The organism is Stieleria sedimenti, assembly GCF_025060895.1.
GTDB classification, from domain to species: Bacteria; Planctomycetota; Planctomycetia; order Pirellulales; family Pirellulaceae; genus Stieleria; species Stieleria sedimenti.
Genome location: NZ_JANZKV010000063.1, coordinates 43,115 through 63,363 on the forward strand (window position 1 = coordinate 43,115; position 20,249 = coordinate 63,363).

The 20,249-nt window shown below is 59.9% G+C and carries 13 protein-coding genes and 2 pseudogenes; 13 read left to right on the top strand and 2 right to left on the bottom strand.

The annotated features are described in order from the left end of the window. The first annotated feature begins 3 nt into the window (after positions 1-3). From NZK35_RS09990 to NZK35_RS10040, 12 genes and pseudogenes are all read left to right on the top strand, one after another. Entirely contained in the window at positions 4-1,131 is a 1,128-nt protein-coding gene (locus NZK35_RS09990) for an acyltransferase family protein (protein WP_259632394.1), read from the top strand. Continuing rightward, positions 1,124-2,287 (top strand): glycosyltransferase family 4 protein, encoded by a 1,164-nt coding sequence (locus NZK35_RS09995; protein WP_259632395.1) that lies wholly within the window; start codon positions 1,124-1,126, stop codon positions 2,285-2,287. Before NZK35_RS09990 ends, NZK35_RS09995 begins: the two co-directional genes overlap by 8 nt. Then, complete coding sequence (locus NZK35_RS10000; RefSeq protein WP_259632396.1) at positions 2,284-3,216, top strand: glycosyltransferase family 2 protein; 933 nt, start codon at positions 2,284-2,286, stop codon at positions 3,214-3,216. The genes NZK35_RS09995 and NZK35_RS10000 overlap by 4 nt, the downstream gene beginning before the upstream one ends. Before the next feature lie 197 nt (positions 3,217-3,413). Beyond that, positions 3,414-3,620, top strand: a pseudogene (locus NZK35_RS34905) (hypothetical protein); the annotation flags it as partial. Between the two features lie 99 nt (positions 3,621-3,719). Further along, positions 3,720-3,851: pseudogene (locus tag NZK35_RS34910) on the top strand (sugar O-acetyltransferase); the annotation flags it as partial. A gap of 59 nt (positions 3,852-3,910) precedes the next feature. Further along, a complete protein-coding gene (locus tag NZK35_RS10010) occupies positions 3,911-4,984 on the top strand; it encodes a glycosyltransferase (protein WP_259632398.1) in 1,074 nt (357 codons plus the stop codon). Then, positions 4,981-6,369, top strand: a complete 1,389-nt coding sequence (locus tag NZK35_RS10015) for a phenylacetate--CoA ligase family protein (RefSeq protein ID WP_259632399.1) — start codon at positions 4,981-4,983, stop codon at positions 6,367-6,369. Before NZK35_RS10010 ends, NZK35_RS10015 begins: the two co-directional genes overlap by 4 nt. Further along, on the top strand, positions 6,366-7,355 hold the full coding sequence (locus NZK35_RS10020) for an endonuclease/exonuclease/phosphatase family protein (RefSeq protein WP_259632400.1): 990 nt from the start codon (positions 6,366-6,368) through the stop codon (positions 7,353-7,355). Before NZK35_RS10015 ends, NZK35_RS10020 begins: the two co-directional genes overlap by 4 nt. Continuing rightward, a complete protein-coding gene (locus tag NZK35_RS10025) occupies positions 7,352-8,527 on the top strand; it encodes a glycosyltransferase (protein WP_259632401.1) in 1,176 nt (391 codons plus the stop codon). The genes NZK35_RS10020 and NZK35_RS10025 overlap by 4 nt, the downstream gene beginning before the upstream one ends. Further along, the gene (locus NZK35_RS10030) at positions 8,524-9,837 is read left to right on the top strand and encodes a glycosyltransferase (RefSeq protein WP_259632402.1); all 1,314 of its coding nucleotides are present in this window, start codon (positions 8,524-8,526) and stop codon (positions 9,835-9,837) included. The genes NZK35_RS10025 and NZK35_RS10030 overlap by 4 nt, the downstream gene beginning before the upstream one ends. Positions 9,838-9,964: 127 nt before the next feature. After that, entirely contained in the window at positions 9,965-11,185 is a 1,221-nt protein-coding gene (locus tag NZK35_RS10035; RefSeq protein ID WP_259632403.1) for a glycosyltransferase family 2 protein, read from the top strand. A gap of 15 nt (positions 11,186-11,200) precedes the next feature. Beyond that, complete coding sequence (locus NZK35_RS10040; RefSeq protein WP_259632404.1) at positions 11,201-12,271, top strand: hypothetical protein; 1,071 nt, start codon at positions 11,201-11,203, stop codon at positions 12,269-12,271. Between the two features lie 282 nt (positions 12,272-12,553). Here NZK35_RS10040 and NZK35_RS10045 read toward each other — a convergent pair whose 3' ends face one another. Both NZK35_RS10045 and NZK35_RS10050 read right to left on the bottom strand, forming a co-directional pair. Then, positions 12,554-13,453, bottom strand: a complete 900-nt coding sequence (locus tag NZK35_RS10045) for a sugar transferase (protein WP_259632405.1) — start codon at positions 13,451-13,453, stop codon at positions 12,554-12,556. After that, complete coding sequence (locus tag NZK35_RS10050) at positions 13,450-15,810, bottom strand: GumC domain-containing protein (protein WP_259632406.1); 2,361 nt, start codon at positions 15,808-15,810, stop codon at positions 13,450-13,452. Before NZK35_RS10050 ends, NZK35_RS10045 begins: the two co-directional genes overlap by 4 nt. Positions 15,811-16,363: 553 nt before the next feature. Between NZK35_RS10050 and NZK35_RS10055 the strand changes: the two genes are divergently transcribed. After that, positions 16,364-20,248: an outer membrane protein assembly factor BamB family protein gene (locus tag NZK35_RS10055; RefSeq protein ID WP_259632407.1), complete on the top strand. Its 3,885-nt coding sequence runs from the start codon at positions 16,364-16,366 to the stop codon at positions 20,246-20,248. Position 20,249 lies beyond the last annotated feature (1 nt).

Sequence of the window (20,249 nt, forward strand, 5' to 3'; positions counted from 1 at the left end):
CCGATGGAATCGACGACACCAACCCAATCAGCCCCACACATCGTGGAACTCGACGCGTTGCGGGGAATCGCCGCGATGGCGGTGCTCTGTTGCCATCTGCCGCGCGGATTCTGGTTCGGTGCGACGGGCGTCGATTTATTTTTTGTCCTCTCCGGTTTCTTGATCACCGGCATCATTCAACGCAATCACGATCAGCCACGGTTCTTACGCGCGTTCTACTGGCGCAGAAGCCTGCGGATCCTGCCGCTCTACTATCTGGTGATCTTGATGGCGTATGCCGTCAACTTGCTCCGCGCCACGCCCGCGGACACATCGGGCTTTGGCTACTACTTGGTCTATCTGCAAAACATCCATCAGTATTGGGGCGGCGAAACACCGCCGGTGGACCTGGCATTGGGGCACACGTGGACGTTGGCGATCGAAGAACAGTTTTACCTGTTCTGGCCCGTCGCGCTGTTGCTGCTGCGAGGTCGTGCGAAATGGTGGCTTGCGGGACTGTTCGTCGTGCTGCCGATTCTGTTGCGCGGCCAAGGATTGCCCAAGACCGTCCTGCTGGGACACACCGACAGCCTCGCCATGGGCGCGTTTCTGGCTTGGATCATGATTCGCACCGAATCGGTCAAACGCGAACGTCAGGCCGTTTGCTACGCGTCGATCGCATTGGCCAGCTTTCTCGCCTATGGGGCGATGTACTGGCAAATGTGTCGGCAAAACCCGGCGTTCACCGGCGGCGAGTACCTGCAGCTGACCCTGCCGGTCGCCGTCATCAGTCTGGCCTATTTCGGCGTCATCGGACTGTTCGTGTGCATGACCGGAAGCCGACCGCTGGCGCTGTTTCGAAACCGATACCTGGTCCAACTGGGGACGATCAGCTACGGCTTGTACCTGTACCATTTGGTGTTGTACGAAAACCTGGACACGCTGGTGAAGTTCCGCTGGAAGTTGGGCGACCCCTGGTGGCTCGACGTGACCAAGGTGATCGTGTCATTGGCCGTCGCCGCGCTGTCATGGCGGTTCTTTGAACAGCCGATCCTGCGTTTCAAAGATCGCTTCCGCTACAACGACGCATCGGTCGTCGCCAGTCAACCAGTGCCATCACTTGCGACCGCGGGAGCCCCGGCCCATGAATAGAATCTGCGTCGCCTCCTCTGGACTGGGACACGTCGCCCGCGGAATCGAAGCCTGGGCCGATGATCTGGGAAACGCGCTCGCCGCGCGTGGCGAACACGTCATCCGGTGCAAGGGTGCGGGCAAACCCGAATCCGACTTCGACCGCGTCGTCCCCTGCTGGACCCGCGACGCGGTCAAGACCCGTGCGCTGCTGCGGTCGATGCCGCCCGCGCTCGGCTGGCGGATCGGGATGGGCAGCGGATACGCGATCGAACAGACCACCTTCGCACGTAATCTGATCAAGGTACTGCGGACCGAAGACATTGACGTCTTGCACGTCCAAGACCCCTTCGTTGCCACCCAGGTGCAGAAAGCGTGGCGCCGCGGCCGCATCAAAACACGCACGATTCTGGCCCACGGAACCGAAGAATCACTGCGATTTCAACACCAGATCACGTACCTGCAACACCTCGCGCCGTGGCATCACCAACAAGCCCGCGATGCCGGTTTTGACAAAGACACGTGGACAACCATTCCGAACTTCATCGACACCGATCATTTCCATCCCGGAGACGGCGGACCCTTGCGTGCGGAATTGAACCTTCCACGCGAAGCGCTCGTGGTGTTGGTCGCCGCGGCGATCAAGCGGCGGCACAAACGCATCGATTACGTGATCGATGAATTCCACGCCTTGCTCGACCAGCACCCCGACCTGCCCGCCTGGTTGGTCATCGCCGGCGGTCGCGAATCAGAAACGGACGAACTGATCGCGATGGGTAAGCGGCGTCTGGCTGACCGCGTTCGATTCCTGGTTCGCTTTCCGAGAACCCGGATGGCGGACTTGTACCGCGCCGCCGATGTGTTCGCGCTCGGCAGCCTGAAAGAGATGATGCCGATCGCGCTGCTGGAAGCCACCGCCAGTGGTCTGCCTTGCCTGGTTCATCAGCACCCTGTCATGCAGTGGATGATCGGTCCGGGTGGCCGGTCGCTCGAACTTTCCCAACGTGGTGGATTGACCACCGCGCTGGCCCAGTTGCTGACCGATCGGTGCAAGAGACAACGCCTCGGTGTCGCCGCACGGCAACATTGCTGCGATCGGTTCGGCACCGAGGTGGTCGTCGATCAGATCCTGCGTTATTACCGTCAGGTCACCAACGACACGAGGGCGGCCGCATGAGTAATCCCACCGTCAGCGTCGTGATCCCGGCCTACAACGCCTCGGCCACCATCGCCCGGGCGATCGACAGTTGCCTGGCGCAAACGATCCCGTTGTGGCAAATCATCGTGGTCGATGACGGCAGCAGCGACGGTCTGGCCGAGTTGGTCCGGACGCGTTACGCCGATTCGGTCACTCTGATTCGCCAGACCAATTCCCGGACCGCCGCCGCCCGCAATCGGGGTCTCGACGCGGTCACCGGTGACTTCGTCGGCTTCCTCGATGCCGACGATCATTGGGAACCAGGCAAGATCGAACGCCAGCTTTCGATCTTTGCAACGCATCCCGAAGTCGACGTTGTCGCGGGGCGGTTCTTTTGTCAGTCGCCCGGATCGCCGCGGACACTGAATGCATCCAAATCAAACCGATGGTACGACCGCCCCGTGCAAGCCAGCGGCGCCGACGCGTTCTTGCTCGGCACGCTGCACTGGACCGGGACGGTGTTGGTCCGGCGCAGCGCCCTTGGAAACCTGCGTTTCGTGTCGGGTTTGGAACCCGCCGAAGACCGTGATCTGTGGATTCGATTGGCGGCTAACCATCCCGTTTATCTGGATTCCGAGCCGCTGGCGACTGCGGTGTTGGAGCCGGGCAGCCTGTCCCGCGGCAGCATCGAGGTCGACTGCACCAAGATGCTGGAGGTCATCCAACGCCATCGATCGCTGTTGAGTCTGCCTGCGCGGTTGTTTTGGACCTCGTACGTGCGTTATCGCTGGGCGGCGATGGACCCCAAGCCCTCCACGGCGCTGCCGATGCTGATCCGTTCGGTTGCCAGTTGGCCATTCCCGTTTGCCGGAATGCCCGCGATGAAGCGTCTGGGCAGACTGAAGCGATTGCTGGTCTTGCTACGGCAGTCGATGATGCGTCCGAGTCAACCTGAAGGAGTGTCGTGATGCGTGACCGAATCAAAACCACCGTTCGATGGTTGTGGCAATGCCACCTGCCGGTGACCGCGATCAATCGGCCCGTCTTTGCCACGCTGTACCGAATCCACGTCGCCGCGCGAGAGCTGGTCGGTTGGGCGGCCCGGTTTTTTTGGTACGAACCACTCTTTCGCAGCCAGTGTGATGTCGTCGGGAATCGATTTCGCATGGAGCAGTTGCCGTATTTAGTCGGCCGAGGCAAGCTTTCGATCGGTGAGGGTGTCAGGCTGTCGGGAAAATCCTCGTTTGCGTTCAGTTCGCGGCACTGCGATTCACCTTCCCTGTCCATCGGAACCGGCACATTCATCGGGCACAACTGCGCCATGGTTGTCGGCCGCCGCATCACGATCGGCAACCATTGCCTGATCGCCGGAGGGGTTCGCATCAGCGACTTTGATGGGCATCCCATCGATGCGGCCGATCGTCGAAACGGACTGACGACGCCTTCGGAAAAGGTTTCCCCCGTCTCGATCGGTGACGACGTATGGATCGGCCACGGGGCGATCGTTTTGAAGGGAGTCCGCATCGGCGATCGTGCAATCGTTGGCGCGCGGGCGGTCGTGACCAGAGACGTTCCGGCGGACACCATTGTGGCGGGCAATCCCGCTCGGCATGTCAAATCGCTTTCTCCCGGTGTCGTCGCCTTCTTTACCGAGGACGCCGCATGATCGCACAACATGTCGTTCACATTTCGCTCGGTACACACGTCGGCGGGATGGAAAAACTACTCGTCGAATTCGCCCGCTTTGCCGATCGCTCGCGTTACGCGTTGACGTTCGTCTCGCTGCAACCGCGCGGCGATTTGGCAGCGGAGATCGAATCGAATCGCTGGCCCGTGATCGCGATGGACAAGGGCGAGGGGTTGAAGCCCCGGCTCGTTGCACAACTCGCCAAAACCCTTCGCCGAATCAAACCCGACGTCGTCCACACCCACAATACCGCGGCCTATGTCTACGGAGTCGCCGCGGCTCGGATCGCCCGCGTGCCCCGCATCATCCACACTCGGCACGGTCAACGGTTCGATTGCTCGCGTCGCCAGACGACCCTCTTTCGCGGCCTGTCCCGTTGGGTGGATCGAGTAGTCAGTGTGTCCAACGACGGGGCAAGGCTCACGATCGAAGAAGGCATCTCGGCGGAAAAAACGGCCATCATTTTCAACGGCGTCGACCTGGAACGATTCACGCCCGTCCACGACCGACCACGCGGCCGGGCCGTCGTCGTGGCGAGGCTGAGTCCTGAAAAAGACATCGCGTCACTGATTCAGGCCATCCACGTCGCCAAACATCGCCACTGTCGACTGGCCTTGGACATCATCGGTGACGGCAGCGAACGACATCGTTTGGAAACACTCACCCAATCATTGCAATTGTGCGACCAGATCCGCTTCCACGGCATCCGCGAGGACATCCCCGCCGTGCTAACGCAAGCGTCCATGTTCGTCTTGCCTTCGGTCACCGAAGGCATCTCGTTGACGTTGCTCGAAGCGATGGCAACCGGATTGCCCGTCGTCGCTTGCGACGTCGGCGGCAATCCCGAAGTCGTTGCCGATGGGCGAACGGGAATCCTGGTGCCGCCGCGTGATCCCACCGCGATTGCCGGAGCGATTCAGCGATTGAATGAGGATCCACTGCTCGTCCGCCGGTTCGGCAGCGAGGGACGTGCCCGTGTCGAAGCCAAATTCTGCGTTCGAAAGATGGTGCATGCCTACGAGAACCTTTACTCCACCGAGGCGGCATGATGATCGATTGGGCCTATCAAAAATGGATCCTGCCCGCATTCGAGTCGGGACTCAAACGACGCAAAACGTTTCATCATTGGCGCGAATTGGAAACCAGCCAGTGGTGGACACCGCAGCAAATCGAATCCTTGCAAGTGCGCCGACTGCGTGGCTTGCTGGCGTACTGCAACGCACACTCGGCCTGGTATCGTGATCGCTGGGCGGATCACGGAATCGACGTGGATGCCGTCTCGTCCTTGGATGATTTGAGATCCCTGCCGATCACCACCCGAGAAATGATCCGCGACAACGCCGATGCCGTTCGATCCCACCACCCGGCCATCGCGTTCGTTTCCAAGGCGACCGGTGGATCCAGTGGCGCCCCGTTGCGGTTCTTGATCGAACGGGACGCCAACGACCGACGCGTGGCGGCGGCCTTTCGCGGATACGGCTGGGCGGGGGCCTGTCCGGGCACCAAGCAGTCGCATCTGTGGGGTGTGAATCTGAACAAGCTGTCCCGGCGCCAGCACTTGAAAGAGTGTTTGTACGCCCGACTGCTCTATCGACGTGACATGCTGAACAGCTTCGAGATGTCAGAATCCAATGTCAGCGGTTACGTCAAACGACTCAATCGATATCGGCCCAAGGTCTTGGTGGCTTACGCCAATCCGCTGTTTGTCTTGGCCAGAGCGATCGACGAACGCGGTCTTCAAATCCACCAGCCCGAATCGATCATCGTCGGGTCCGAGAAACTGTACGATCATCAACGGGATTTGATTGAGCGGGCCTTTGGGTCACCCGTCTTCGAAACCTATGGCTCGCGCGAGTTCACGCTGATTGCCGCCGAGTGTGATCGTCACCGGGGCTTGCATGTGACAAGCGAAAACTTGATCGTCGAAGTGGTCGACGACGATGGCAATCCGTCCGCAGCCGGCGAAGAAGGTCAAATCCTGGTCACCGATCTGTTCAACACCGCAATGCCGTTTGTGCGTTATGCCATTGGTGATCGTGCGGTCGCGGGTACGGGGGGCTGCGATTGTGGTCGCGGATTGCCGTTGCTAGAAAAAATTGTCGGGCGCCAGATGGATGTGTTGCAATTGCCCGACGGCCGCCACCTGCCCGGCGCGTTCTTTCCCCACATCATCAAAGACATCCCCGCGATTCGCCAATTCCAAGCCGTCCAGATTCGGCGCGACGTGATCCGATTGCAACTCGTCGTGGACGACCACTGGAACGCCGACGACCGCAATGCACTACGCCGGCGGATCCTTCAAACGATCGGCGATTCCTCGCAACTGGAAATTCAACGGGTCGATCAGATTCAACTGACTGCAGCGGGTAAGCTGCGTGTCGTCATCGGCTACTCAGGCCCCCACAGAAGCCACCCATCCAGGATCGCGGGATGAAACGTGCGACGCTGATTATCGCGATTGTGTATCTGCTGTTGTTGATCATCGGCGCAGCGATGATGCACACGCGTCTGAATTCGCATTGGCTGGTCACGCTCTTTTTGTTCTCTCCACGCTGGGTGGTCGCGCTGCCGTTGTTGTTGCTTGTCCCCTTCACCCTGCTGCTGCGACGGCGATTGACACCGATTTATTTGATTCACAGCTTCATCATCCTGATTCCGATTCTCGGCTTTCAACTGCCGCGTCGAAGCCCAAATCCGGTCGACAAATCGCGAACCCTTCGCGTGCTGACGTGCAACGTCGGCGGCGGCACCCTGGATGACCGGCAACTGATCCAATTGATTCACGACAACCAAATCGATGTCGTGATGCTGCAAGAATGCTCCCAAGCGGTTTCCGAACCGTTGTTCCAGAAACTGGGCTGGCAACGCCGCCAAGTGCACCACATCGTGATCGGAAGCCCGCTTCCGTTGGGTCCATCGCGCGTCCTCGGCCGGCAATCGGACGACAACTTTAGAGCCGTCGCCGGGATCGGTTGTGAACTGGACTGGCACCACGGCAGTCGCATCCAATTGGCTTCATTGCACCTGCCCACGTTTCGTCCCGCCCTGGAAAAACTACAGCACCTGGATTTCGATCAAGGGCCGGTTGCGATCGAACAACTGGGCCAAATGCGTCGCGGACTATCCAGACAGGTCGTCGATGCGATCGATGATTCGAAACTTCCCACCATCGTCGCGGGCGATTTCAACGTTCCCGTCGAAAGTGCCTTCTATCACGATTTCTGGAGCCATTTCCAGAATGCATTTTCGATCGCCGGCGGCGGATGGGGGTACACCAAATACACACGCTTTCATGGCGTCAGAATCGATCACGTCCTGGCGGACCATAACTGGACCGTCCAAGACGTCCACGTCGGCCCCGACTTGGGCGGTGATCATCGCCCCGTGATTGCCGAATTGGCCAGGACGACCGCACCATGAACCTGTTGTACATCGCCACCACCTATCCGACGCCCACCAGCCCTCGCCAGGGGATGTTCAATCGCAACCTGGTGGACGCGTTGCGAGTCAACCATCGGGTGCGAGTGGTCGCGCCCATCCCTTGGATGGAACGCATTCGGAAATCGGAATCAACGTCGGGCACGACCGCAGATCCCTCGCCTGAAGTGTTCTACCCCACCTACTTTTATCCGCCAAAGTTATTGCGGGCTCGCTACGACTTTTTTTATTGGCGTTCGATTTTTCCTGTGCTGAAGCAGATTCAAAACACGTTCACACCGGATCTGGTGATGGGCTATTGGCTGCATCCCGATGGACGGGCCGCGGTTCGAGCCGCCGAGTATTTCCGGGTGCCGTGCGTCGCCGTTTCCGGCGGCAGTGATCTGCGGCTTTTGCCCCAGCACCCCGCTCGTCGCCGCGCGATTCAAAGCGTGCTGTCCGACGCCCAGCGGTTGGTCGTGGTCAGCCGCGACTTGGCCGCGCAAGCGATCGGGCTGGGCATGCCGCCCGAAAAGATCGATGTCGTGTATCGCGGCGTTGATCATCGTTGCTTTCATCCCAGTGATCGCGGTGACGCCCGCGACGTTTGTGGATTGCCCCGTGACGCCATCGTGTTGATGTGGTCAGGGCGATTGGAATCGGTCAAGAATCCGAAGCTGCTGTTGCGAGCGACCCAGCGCTGGCATCTGAAATGGGGCGACCGGCTGCGGATCCTGATCGCCGGCGACGGTTCGATGCGAAACGAATTGATCAAGCTACGCTCGCGACTCGGGTTGGATCACTGTGTCCGATTCGAAGGCAATCTCAGCCAACAAGCACTGGCCGCATGCTACAACGCGGCCGACGCGATGGTGTTGACCAGCCACAGTGAAGGGGTCCCTAACGTCTTGTTGGAATCAATCGCCTGCGGCGTGCCTTTCGTGGCAACCGACGTGGGCGGTGTTTCCGAAATCGCGTCTCCGGGTGTCGATCGGCTGGTCCCCGACAACGACCTGGATGCCCTGGTCAATGCCGTCGTCGGGCAAATCGAGTCTCCGAGCGATGCCGAACGCGACTTCGTGCCCGACGGCTTGACGGAAATGGCGTCACGATTCGAAGCGGTGTTTGACCGAGTCGTCTCGTCGCGGAATGCGAATACGGGCAAGGCGGCATGATGAATCTCGTTGAGCGACGGATGCTCTTGATCAGCTACGCTTACCCGCCGACCGGCGGGGGAGGCGTACAGCGCAGCGTCAAGTTTGCAAAATACTTGCCCCAGTATCGTTGGCGACCAACCGTTCTCACCGCGGCGGATCCGTCGGTTCCCGTTCGCGACAATGATTTGTCGATGGAATTGGACCCGCAGACGACGGTGCTCCGCGCCAGAACGCTCGAACCGTCTTACCGAACCAAGCAAAAATTGATCGCGACGGAGGATCCGTCATCGGTTTCGTTCAAACGATGGATGAAGCAATGCGTTCGAAAGGCGGGCATGTCGTTGTTGCAACCCGACCCACAAATTTTATGGAACCTCTGCGCCGCGCGATTGGCGACACGAACACTGCGTCAGATTCCACATGACGTCGTGTACGTGACGGGACCACCGTTTTCGTCGTTCTTGCTCGGACGAACCCTCAAACGCCGTTTCGGATTACCCCTTGTCTTGGATTTTCGCGATGAATGGCTGTTGGCCAGCCGGCACTTTGAAAACCATCAACGATCGGGAATCGCCTACCGGCAACAACGCAGGATGCTGGGCAAGGTCTTGCGGGCTGCCGATGCGGTCGTGGCAACGACACAAGCGAGCGCCGATGAACTCGCCGGCCAGATCCAAGAAACGGGCGGCCGAGCTTCGGTGCACTGCATCTACAACGGTTACGACGAAGACGACTTGACGGCCCTGCGTCCCGTCTCGAATCCGCCCGACCGGTTGCGGATCGTGTACACCGGAACGCTTTGGAAGCTGACCGACGTTTCACCGGTCGTGCAGGCGTTGATACAACTCGCCGCGGCAGATCCCGATTCCGCCTCGCGAATCGACTTGATCATCGCAGGCCGACGCACGCCACATCAAGACGCCCTGGTCGCAAAACTGGATGCAACAGCCGTCAACGTCCAACGCCACGATTATCTGCCGCACGGCAGGTCATTGGAATTGGCTGCGTCGGCCGACGTGCTGTTGTTGCTGTTGGCCGATGAACCGGGCGCCGAGCGTGTGGTGCCGGCCAAACTGTTTGAATACCTGGCGCTGCGAAAGCCGATCCTGTCGATTTGCGGCGACGGCGAAACCGCCTCGTTGATCGATCAACACGGGCACACCTATCGGTTCTCTCCCGGACAACCCGATCGCATCGCCGCGTGTTTGTCGACGTTGCTCGCGAAGCGGCCTTGCCCGGCAACGTGTGATGCGGACGACCTCGGCCGATTCTCACGCCGTCGGCAGACGAGCCAACTGGCAGAGGTCATGGACGCGGTCAGCCGGTGAACGGCTGATGTCCTTTTTCCCTCATGGGATCCCAGCAGATTGAGCGTCGAAGTCGGCCCCCGAATGACGAACTTAAAGGGGGTTCGATCGTTGCCGTCACGTCGTGGCCCCTCTCTGGATCCTTGCAGTGCACGCTGTTCTTGTCTTCACCTTCCTCGGTTCCGTGCTGGGGTTGTTTTATGCCTACGTCGGTTATCCCATCCTGATCGCGATGCTGGCCCGAGTGCTGGGCCGCGACGATCCGCCGACGGTTTCCGACCGGGCGGACGACCTGCCCGAGATCACGGTCTTGATCGCCGCCCACAACGCCGCGAATCACCTGACCGAACGCATTGAAAACATCTTCGCCTGCGACTATCCGCCGGAGCGATTGCACGTTCTGATCGCCTCCGATGGCAGCACCGATGCGACGCCGCGGCTGGTGTCGGGATTCAACGACGTCCGCGTCAAAGCCCTTTCCTTTCAAACCCGCCGTGGCAAGGCTGCCACGTTGGTCAGCGCCGTCCAATCTGTCACCAGTCCCGTGATCATCTTTACCGACGCGACGACGCGTTTTGACCGCGATTCATTGCAGCGATTGTCGCGACATTTTAGCGATTCGGCGGTCGGCGTGGTCGCCGGTCGAGTCACGATGGTCGATGGGCAAGGCGGACCGAGCGAATCACTGTACTGGAAACTGGAAAACAAGATTCGCGGCTTCGAAGCACGATTGGGAATCACGTTGGGAGCCAGCGGGGCCATCTACGCCATCCGGCGGTCGATGTTCGTCGCCCCGTCTCGCCCCACCATCAACGATGATCTGGTTCTGCCGATGCTGGTGCGGATGACACATCAATGTCGACTGGTGTTTGATCCCACCGCGCGGGCGTATTCACCCAGTACCGGCGGGATCCGTTGCGAGTTCCTACGTCGTCAACGAATCGGTCTCGGCGCGATGCAGTGTCTGCCGACGCTGCGTGCTTTGTTGCGGTGGAAAAACCTGGACCAAGCGGCCGCGTTTGCCTCGCACAAGCTGATCCGTTGGTTCGGTCCGTTCCTGCTGATCGCTGCCCTGGTCAGCAACCTGATCCTGGCGACCGAGCCCCGCTTCCAAGGCCTGCTGCTGTTGCAAGCGTTCGCCTACGGAGCAGCCGCGTACGGCCTGGTGACATCGCGTCGCTCGCTCGCCTCGCGTTTGGCGCGAGCCGGCACGTCGTTCGTCGTTATGAACGCCGCCATCGGCGTCGGGATCTGCCGGTATATGATCGGACATGATACAGTGATTTGGAATCCAACCGAACGATCGAGCTGGAGCCACATCCCAGCGACGTCAGAAATGGTCCAAGCAAGCGAAAAGCGTGCGGCGTAGGAACAGGGCTCGCCAGTGCTGAAGATCCGAGGGATGGGACTGATGACGTTCGCCCGCGCCCATCGGGCGGGACAGCGGTCGCTGCCAAAGCCCACGCATGTGTTCGTCTGTGTCACCGACCATTTCGAGCCCGAGCGTGACCGAGCACCGTTGGAACTGCAGCGACGCCGCGTGGATCGTTGGCTGAGCGACTACCCGCGAACGGTCGATGGCTGTTGCGACTCGCGCGGCCGACCGCCACAGCACACCTTTTTTTATCCCATCGAGTGTTACCTGCCCGAGCATTTGGAAAAACTCGCGACGCTGACGCGGTCGGGCTACGGGGACGTGGAGGTGCACTTGCATCACGACAAGGACAACGCCCAGTCCTTGCGTGAGCTTCTGTTACGTTCGACCGAAACCCTGCACGCACGGCACGGGCTGCTGCACCGAGATGCGTCCGGCCGAATCCGCTATGGATTCATTCACGGCAATTGGGCGCTTGACAATTCGCACCCCGACGGATGCCACTGCGGTGTCAACGACGAACTCACGGTCTTGCGCGAAACGGGGTGCTACGCCGACTTCACCATGCCCGCCGCCCCTCACCCGGCGCAAACACGAACGATCAACAGCATCTACTACGCCATCGACGACCCCCAGCAACCGAAGTCGCACGACACCGGGATCCCGGCAACCGTCGGTGCGGCGCGACCGCGGGACGGGTTGCTGATGATCCAGGGCCCGGTCGTGGTCACGCATCGGAGGCCTTGGCAAAAACCGCGGATCGAAAATGGTAACGTCGCCGGTTCGCAACCGCTCGCGGAACACCGGATCGACGACTGGCTCAAAGCACGCGTCATCGTGTCCGGTCAGCCCCAGTGGCAGTTCGTCAAGCTGCACACGCACGGCGCGCTGGAAGCGAACACCGACGTGTGGTTGAGTCCACAGGCGACGAAGTTTCACGCCAGCCTACGCGAAACGGCCGATCGTTACGGATTCAAGTACTACTACGTGACCGCATGGGAAATGGCGGCGCTCGTCGCACAGGCCGAACAGGGGTTGACCGAACCGGTCTTCGACGAGCATCGGCTCGCGAATCTGTAGCCGGCTCGGGCATGTTACGGGGCCGTTTGGCGCTCACCCATCATTCTGCCCCGAATGATTCTGCCGTCCCTCCCCAGATCCCCAACGATTTCCTAGGGAAGGTGGCTGAGTGGAGAGGTAGGAACATTTTGGGGCAACGCTGTGAAGCATTTCTTAGCGGCAGGGCGCGAGCCCTCCGGTGTTTTGGCAAAGATGAAGGACCGGAGGGCTCGCGCCCTACCGCTAAAACCTCAAGAAATCGTCTTACCCGTTTTCCGTGACGGCAAAAAACGCGAAGGCCGCTTACGCCACGTTTTGCGTCAGCTCGATCGCCGATTCTTGCGGTGGTGCCGAATCGGGGTTCTCGCTCTTCAACGGCACCGGCTTCAACGGAACCGGGCCAATCATCGGCGCGGCAGCCGTGGGAACACGATCCCGCGATTTCGCTCTCAGTTTGAACCACAGCTGTCCTGCGATGTATGGCAGCGTTGCCGCGAGCAGTTTTAGATCCTGGAACAGGCTGGCCGTGCGAATGTACTGCAAATCACACGCGACTTTCTGGGGAATCCCCACGATCGATTCGTCATACCCCAATTTCAATTGCGCCAGACCCGTGATGCCGGGCCGTACCCGAGTTCTTCGCAAATAACCCGGCACTTCTTCCGCCAAGGTCGTCACAAATTCGGGGCGTTCGGGGCGAGGGCCGACCAGACTCATCTCGCCCGCCAGCACGTTGATGAGTTGTGGCAATTCATCCAGATGACAACATCTCAGCCAGCGACCCGATCGGGTCACCCGCGAATCGTTGGGACTGCTCCAGACCGGGCCGGTGTTCTTTTCGGCACCGGTCCGCATGGTGCGAAACTTCCAGATTCGGAAGTTCTTGCCGTTCTTTCCCACACGCACTTGGCGATAGAACAGGGGACGCCCATCGCACACGAGAACGATGAACGCCACGATCGCCATGATGGGGATTGCGACCACCATCAACGACGCGGTGATCGCCCATTCAACCAGCGGCTTGGCACGAAAGTACTTTGTCGGCACCACCGTCGGCTCGTCTGTCGGCTCGTCTGCCGGCTCGACCGTGACCGTAGGCGGCACTGCGGAGACGGTTTGATGCGGCGGATGGAGGAACAAGTCTGAATCCGCCGCAAGCGCCACGAGTGAAGGTACCGGGGAGGGCAAAGTGGGTTCTGTCATGAATGAGTCACGTCCTCGGTTTTCGCTGTCATGGTGTCAGACTCCTTTGGTCCACCCTGGGGTTGTCCGTCTACCCGGACCCGACGCAGTTCATCCTGCAATGCGTCGATTTCCAGACAGAGTGCCGTTTCGCGTTGGGTATCGTCCGCTGCGGACGAAGCTGTCCGATCGGTCCTGGATCGATCGGGTTGCAGACGCAGCCCGCACTTGCCCGTGCCTGAATGAAAGATGGAGCCGCTGAGCGTGATTCCCGTTTGGCGGGCCGATTCCTCGCACAGCACCAGTTGATTCCAGCGGCTGTCATCGACGAACACGGCAAACACACTCGAATCGACTTCTTCGGCAAGCAACGCACCCTCTGTCGAACCCATCCATGACGGGCCGTTGACGATGATCGCGTCGTAGCGTGACCGCATGGCGTCGATCACGTGCCGCAAGGTTCTCGGGTCGATCCATGCGTGATCGGCGTTCAGCGTCCCGATCGGCATGAAGTCCACCTCGCTGTCATTTGTCGCCACCAACAGCTCCGCGATCGTCTCCACTGCGGGGGCCTGGTTGCCGACGGAAAGTTGCCCAATGCCGTCGGATCGCGATGCCCCGAGTGCGCGACTCAGCTGTCCCCGGTCGGTATCGCAGTCGATCAACAACACTCGACGATGGAAACTTCCCAGTACGACTGCCAGTTCTTGAGAGACCAGGTGCCGCGACTCGTTCGCGACGCAGCTGGTGACCATCAGTGTGACGCTGTCCGCGGAATCCTGGTTCCGTAAAAAGATTCTTGCCGCCGCCTCTCGCACCCCACCACTGGTTTGTTTTTGCCGAAACCCGAATCCGAACTTGGACTGCGTGGCCGCATAGGAATTCGTGCCGAAAACGGGCAAGCGCGATCGGGAAACCAGATCGCGAGGGGACCGCACGCGGCAATCCCGCCATTCCAGGTACCCGACCGCGAACATGATCAGGATCCATCCGCCCGCCCCGCTGGCGGCGGCCGCCTTCAGCTGACGGGAATGGTTCGCTTGTGTGGGCAGCGTGGCCAGGGACTGCAGGGCGACGCGGGGTTGCGATTGACCTTCGATTCTGAGTTCCTGCAGCGTTTTCCACAGTCCGTCGGCCAGCCGACTTTGCCGCTCAACCGCATGACGGGACATGTCCAGCGGCACGGCGGTTTTCGGAGCCGCACGGACAACGACAGAATTCAGCTCGGTCAAACGTTCCCGCAGAAACTCCTTCTCGCTGCGATTCAAATCAATTTGCTGCTTGAGTTTGGCAAACAACTGTTGGTGTTCCGATTGGGACTGAATCTGCAGCATCTCGCTGATTTCGGCGCGGGTTCGTTGAATCAATTGCTCCAATTCCTCGGCGAACCGGTCGCGTTGGTCCGTCAGACGTCGCATCTGTGGCGAATCCGAACTGGCGGCAATCTTCTCCATTTGCTCGCACTGCAGTTCCAAACCCATCAGCTGCTTTCGCGCGGTGCTGACCTCACGATCCTGCCGCAGTAGTTTTTCGACGACTTCATCGCTGACCGCGGGTTGTCCCTCGTGACTTGCCTGCAACTCGTCCAGCTGGCTTTGCAGTTGATTGCCCCTGAGCTGTGCCGCTTGCAACTGTTGGGCGAAGTCCCGATAAGACTGGAACTGCAACTCGTCACGAATCGTCAACGATTCAGAACTGTCCGAACCCACCGATCGTGCGACGCTATTGAGATCCTCCCAGAGCTTGTCCAGCTGCAGGTCAGCCGCCACCACCGCTTGCTCGAGCTGTGTTTCACGCAGCTTTCGATCCGACGTCATCCGGTGTGTGATTTCGTCCAGATACGCCCGTGTGATTGCGTTGCAAAACGCTTGGGCGACCGACGGCGTTTCGTGGTGCACCGTGATGCTGATCACTTCCGATCCCGATTGGGTCTCAACCCGCAACAGCCCGTCCAGCCATTCGACTCGATTCCCATCGGGAATCACATCGGTCAACGGCTGGACTTCGTCGTCATCAAAGGCGGCCGAAAGGACTTGATGGGATCGTACCAGAGCGGCCTGGGAACGAAAGAACGCGAGGTCTTCTGACCGCGACGTCTGCGGGGCGAACACCACGTTTTGCTTCTCGCGAACACGCACCAAGGCCTCGGCGTGATAGCTCGGCCGGATCCACGACCAGGCGACCATCGCCAGCGTGCCCGCGAACACGCTGCTGACCACGAACGTCAGCGCCAGGTGATGACGGCAGGCCAACATCAGGTCGCTGAATTCGGGGATGCCACGATGAATCGAGGCCCCGATCGCGTGGTGCATCAGAGATGTTTGACCGTCAGACGCCGCCAAACGGCGTCCCTCGTCGGTTGGGGATTCGATTTGCATTGAGTTTGGTTGGTTGCTCGCTTTGTCTCAATCATCTGTGCTATCCGGTCGCCGTGTCTGGAGAACCAAACGCGTGTGGCGACTGAGTCAGTGGTGGCACGAACCCCTTGACGGATTTTCGTCTTCCGTAGCTGTGCGAGTGAGAGAAATGCGCGTTCCCCGCACAGGGTCAGCAACCGCACGACTTTCATTCAACGGGACGTTTTCCGTGTTCGGCAAACCGATCCGCAATTTGTGCAACACACCCGCTGCGGTGAGGTTCAACCGACAAGCAAGCGATTTCGTTTCACCCGACCGAAGGTAAGCCCAGCGATTCCAACCGCCGCGGGTGTCGAACACGGCATGATGTTTTGATGAGGTTTGAGGAGTGCATTTCGTGATGCACGGCACGACACCCGGAGTTTCGAAGGGAATTTCGTGTCCCTGGCAGAGGGCGGAATCGGTTTCGTTTCAATCGGACAGCCTCAACGGGCAGCGGCGGGCGTTCGACTCGGCTAAACTGATGAGCCCCGAAAGGATGCTTCCTCCATCCATCCCACCCAATGGCCCCTGCATGAACGTTCGAACGATCGCCGGCGTTTCATTTCTAGCTTGCTTGTTGCTCACGTCGACCGTCTCGGCCGACTGGCCGGCCTACCTGAACGGCAACGATCGCGCGGGCTTCACGTCGGAGCACTTGGACGCTTCGCTTCGGCAGGCTTGGACCTACCAGTCGCCGGCCAAACCGGTCAAAGCTTGGTCGGGACCGCGAGAGGATCCGATCGAAGGCCATGAGATGAAGCATCGCGTCGATTTTGATGACGCGTTGCAAGTCGTGACGGCCGACGGGCGAGTCTACTTCGGCAGCACGGTCGATCATCGTTTGCATTGTGTCGACGCGAAGTCGGGGCAGCCGATCTGGGATTTTTACACCGAGGGTCCGATTCGCCTGGCCCCGACGCTGGCTCATGGCAACGTCTATTTTGGATCCGACGACGGACTCGTTTATTGCCTGCGTGCGGTCGATGGAGAAGTCGTCTGGCAAATGCGCGTCGGACCTCAAGATGATCGATTGCTCTCACGCGGAGAAATGATTTCGCGTTGGCCGGTTCGCACCGGCGTGTTGATCGACGGCGACACGGCCTACTTTGGTGCCGGCGTTTTTCCGCATGAAACGGTGTACCTCTGTGCCGTCAGCGCGAAAGACGGCTCGATCCTGTGGCGCAATGACACGATCAGCGAGCAGGACGCCGGGCGCAACGACCTGTCGCCACAAGGTTATTTGCTGGCCAACGACCAATACCTGTACGTCCCATCGGGCCGATCGCTGCCGGTGGCGATTTCGAAAGCAACCGGAAAAATCGTTTTCCAACGCACGCATTCCTGGCGAACCGATGCCGGTGGTGTCGTGGGCGGAACCAAAGCGTTGTTGGGTGACGGTCAAGTCTATGCCGGTGGTCCCCATCACTTTTTGGCGATGGACCAGAAGACGGGCAACGTCGGTGAATCCTGGATCAACGGCCGCCAAATGGTCTTGGCCGGCGAGCTTGCTTATTTGATGGATGGCGAAAAGATCTTTTGCGTCAATCGCGCCGAGCACGCCAAGGCGAGCCAAGAAAAACAAAAGTGGTTCCTCAAGCTTCGCGAGCGGCCGACGACTCCGGAGAAAATCGCCCATGCCAAACGGATGATGAAGGAGGCGATGAAAGGTGGCATCCTCTGGGAGTACGCCAGCGACTTCGATGATGTGTTGATCGCAACCGAGAACGCGGTCATCGCCGGCGGCCTGAACCAAGTGGTGATGCTCGATCGATCCAACGGCGAAAAGCTGTGGCAGGCAAGCGTTGATGGCAACGTGCGGGGACTGTCCGTCGACGACAATCTCCTGACGGTAAGCACCGACAGCGGAAACATCTACGCGTACCGCAGTGACGTGACGACCGATCAAGCCGCAACGTGGCCTGGCCCCCTCTCGGCCCCGTTCCCCGCCGACGACCTGACCGAGTTCTACCAGTCGGCGGCGCGACAGATTCTCCAGCAGAGTGGACAGCAAACCGGTTACTGTCTCGTCGTCGGAAATGGTCAAGGACGATTGGCGTACGAATTGGCCCGGCAGAGCGAATTGACGATTTATGCGGTCGAACCGGACGCGGAAAAGGCGGCAGCGTCGCGCGAAGCTTTCCAGCGGGCGGGCATTCACGCCACCCGGATCACGGTGGTCAACACGCCGATCGACGACATGCCATTTTCGAATTACTTCGCCAACCTGATCGTGTCCGAGTCGATGCTGCTCGATGGTCAATTGCCGGGTGATCCCGAACAGATCGCGCGGCATCTCAAACCCTGCGGCGGCGTCGTCATTCTGGGGCGTCCGGCCGGTGCGGCGAACTTGCCAGAGATGACGCCGGCGGAGGAGACCCTCGCTTGGCTGACGCAGTTCTATCAACAGGAAGAAGGCGAAGTGGTCACGGGAGCGGATTGGCAACTGCTGCGACGCGGCAAGCTGCCCGGGGCTGGAAATTGGTCTCACCAATACGGCAACGTCGCCAACACCTCCTATTCCGATGACCATCGCATTCGCGACGGACTTGGCGTGTTGTGGTACGGCGACCCCGGCCCGAGCGCGATGATCAATCGTCACGAGGCCGCCGGGGCGCCGCTTTCGACGAACGGCCGCATGTTCATTCAGGGAACGGACCGGCTGATGGCCTACGACGCCTACAACGGCACGTTCTTGTGGGACTATGAAAATCCCGGCGCGATTCGTACCGGTGTATTCAACAATCGCGAAACTCACAATCTGGCCGCCAGTGATGACGCACTCTACGTGGCGATCAACAACCAGTGCATCGCGCTCGATGCCGCGACCGGCACGGTCAAGGCGACCTACCAAACACCCGAATCGCCCGATGGGGTGCAACGTGCCTGGGCGTACTTGGCTTATGACGACGGACAGTTGTTCGGCACGAGCACGATTCGCGAAGAACTGGAACAACGGATGCGTCGACGCGGCTTGACCGTCAAGAGCCAGACCGACGCGGTGTTTGCAGTCGATACCAAGACCGGGGAGCGGATGTGGACGTATCGCGGAAGCAATATTCTGCACACGACGATTGCGATCGGACCGGAACGGATCTATTTCATTGACAGTTCGATCACGCCCGAAGAACGTCAACAGCTGTACCTGAAAGACAAGAGCGACTTGAAAGCGTTGACCGGTGAAGCGGCCAAGCAAGCCGAAGCGGAGATGAAGAACTATGACGTGCGGTTGGCCGTCGCGTTGGATCGCCGCAGTGGCGAAAAGCTGTGGGAGAAACCGGTGAACGTCACCGACACCACCAACGTCAGTGCCGGCGGCGGAAGTTTGACGTTGATGGTTGCCGACGGGCATGTCGTGTTGTGTGGTGCCAATGCGAACGGGCACTATTGGAAACAGTTTCTCGCCGGAGAATTCGATCGCCGCAAGTTGTTGGTCCTGGACGCGACAGACGGAACCGAGCTGTGGTCCAAGAACGCCAATTACATGAACCGCCCCGCCGTCGTCGGCGGCGAGATCTACGCCGAACCGTGGGCGTTCAACTTGCACACCGGCGAGCCGAAGACGCGGCCGCATCCGTTGACCGGCGCCGACAGCCCATGGCGTTTCAGTCGTCCCGGCCACCACTGCGGGATTATCACCGCGACGCCGAACATGATGTTCTTCCGCTCCGGCTTCATCGGCTATTACGATTTGTACGAGGACAGCGGCACACGGCATTTCGCCGGTCAGCGACTCGGTTGTTGGGTCAACGCCATTCCGGGCAACGGACTGGTGATGATCCCCGAAGCCAGTGCGGGCTGTGTGTGTCAATTTTCGATCGCATCGACCGTGGTGATGGAACCGAAAACGGAGAACAAGTCCTGGGGGATTTTCAGCGCCGTGGGTCCGACGACGCCGGTCAAACGGATCGCCATCAACTTCGGTGCGCCGGGCGACCGCAAAGAGATCGCCGGCCGGGAGTGGTTCGGCTATCCGAGGCCCAGCAGCCGGGCGCGGCTGGAGTTCGTTTTTGATTTGAAACCGCAGCTGTCCGGCGGCGGGGGCTGGTACAGCCGCAATCTTGAATCGGTCGAACTGGGGGATTCAGACAAGCCCTGGGTCTACGCTTCGGGGGCACGGGGGCTGAAACAATTTGAAATCCCGCTGTTGGGAAAAGACGACCCGAAGGCGACCTATGACGTCAAGTTCTTGTTCGCCAACTTGGACGAATCCGATACGGGCGCGTTCGCGATCAAGCTACAATCAGAAATCGTGAAGTCCGGGATCGTCATCGCGGCGACACCGGGGCAACCGGCCAAGTCGCAAACGATTGAGTTCTCCGACATCACGGTCAACGACAAACTGTTGGTTGAACTGGTTCCCGACGATCCATCGCGACTGCCGATCGTGTCGGGGATCGAGGTCACACGAAAGGAATAGC

Bases quoted from the DNA above. Each gene is read 5' to 3' on its own strand.
- NZK35_RS09990 (WP_259632394.1), top strand. From the start codon at position 4: ATGGAATCGACGACACCAACCCAATCAGCCCCACACATCGTGGAACTC.
- NZK35_RS09995 (WP_259632395.1), top strand. From the start codon at position 1,124: ATGAATAGAATCTGCGTCGCCTCCTCTGGACTGGGACACGTCGCCCGC.
- NZK35_RS10000 (WP_259632396.1), top strand. From the start codon at position 2,284: ATGAGTAATCCCACCGTCAGCGTCGTGATCCCGGCCTACAACGCCTCG.
- NZK35_RS10010 (WP_259632398.1), top strand. From the start codon at position 3,911: ATGATCGCACAACATGTCGTTCACATTTCGCTCGGTACACACGTCGGC.
- NZK35_RS10015 (WP_259632399.1), top strand. From the start codon at position 4,981: ATGATGATCGATTGGGCCTATCAAAAATGGATCCTGCCCGCATTCGAG.
- NZK35_RS10020 (WP_259632400.1), top strand. From the start codon at position 6,366: ATGAAACGTGCGACGCTGATTATCGCGATTGTGTATCTGCTGTTGTTG.
- NZK35_RS10025 (WP_259632401.1), top strand. From the start codon at position 7,352: ATGAACCTGTTGTACATCGCCACCACCTATCCGACGCCCACCAGCCCT.
- NZK35_RS10030 (WP_259632402.1), top strand. From the start codon at position 8,524: ATGATGAATCTCGTTGAGCGACGGATGCTCTTGATCAGCTACGCTTAC.
- NZK35_RS10045 (WP_259632405.1), bottom strand. From the start codon at position 13,453: ATGACAGAACCCACTTTGCCCTCCCCGGTACCTTCACTCGTGGCGCTT.
- NZK35_RS10050 (WP_259632406.1), bottom strand. From the start codon at position 15,810: ATGCAAATCGAATCCCCAACCGACGAGGGACGCCGTTTGGCGGCGTCT.
- NZK35_RS10055 (WP_259632407.1), top strand. From the start codon at position 16,364: ATGAACGTTCGAACGATCGCCGGCGTTTCATTTCTAGCTTGCTTGTTG.